Below are 306 nucleotides of genomic sequence, written 5' to 3'. Positions count from 1 at the left end.
TACTCAATCTCAGCTTACCGTGGATATCATCGCAAAAGTTGCTCTCGGTAAAATCTCAATTACTAATGCCTCTAAGCTCCTCAAGAAGTCTCGCAGAACCATCGAACGTTATCTCAGGCGATATCGCTCTGATGGTATCCGATTTGTGGTTCATGGCAACACAGGAAGGGCACCCGCTAATAAAATCCCCATTACCTTAAAGCAACAAGTTCAAGCTCTTATAAAGACCAAGTATTACGACTTTAACATGCTTCATCTCGCCGATATGTTAGAGGTATTTGAAGGTATCAAAGTAAAACGGGAGAC

Annotated in this window: 1 protein-coding gene; it reads left to right on the top strand. The window is 42.2% G+C overall.

The window, feature by feature from the left end:
• Window positions 1–306: helix-turn-helix domain-containing protein (locus AB4263_RS24055; RefSeq protein WP_372099027.1), on the top strand; the 306-nt coding region annotated here is incomplete at both ends.

The organism is Vibrio sp. 10N.261.55.C5 (genome assembly GCF_041470505.1).
GTDB lineage: Bacteria > Pseudomonadota > Gammaproteobacteria > Enterobacterales > Vibrionaceae > Vibrio > Vibrio crassostreae_C.
Note: the sequence above shows the minus strand (reverse complement) of the source record. Positions and strands in the feature narration are given on the sequence as shown.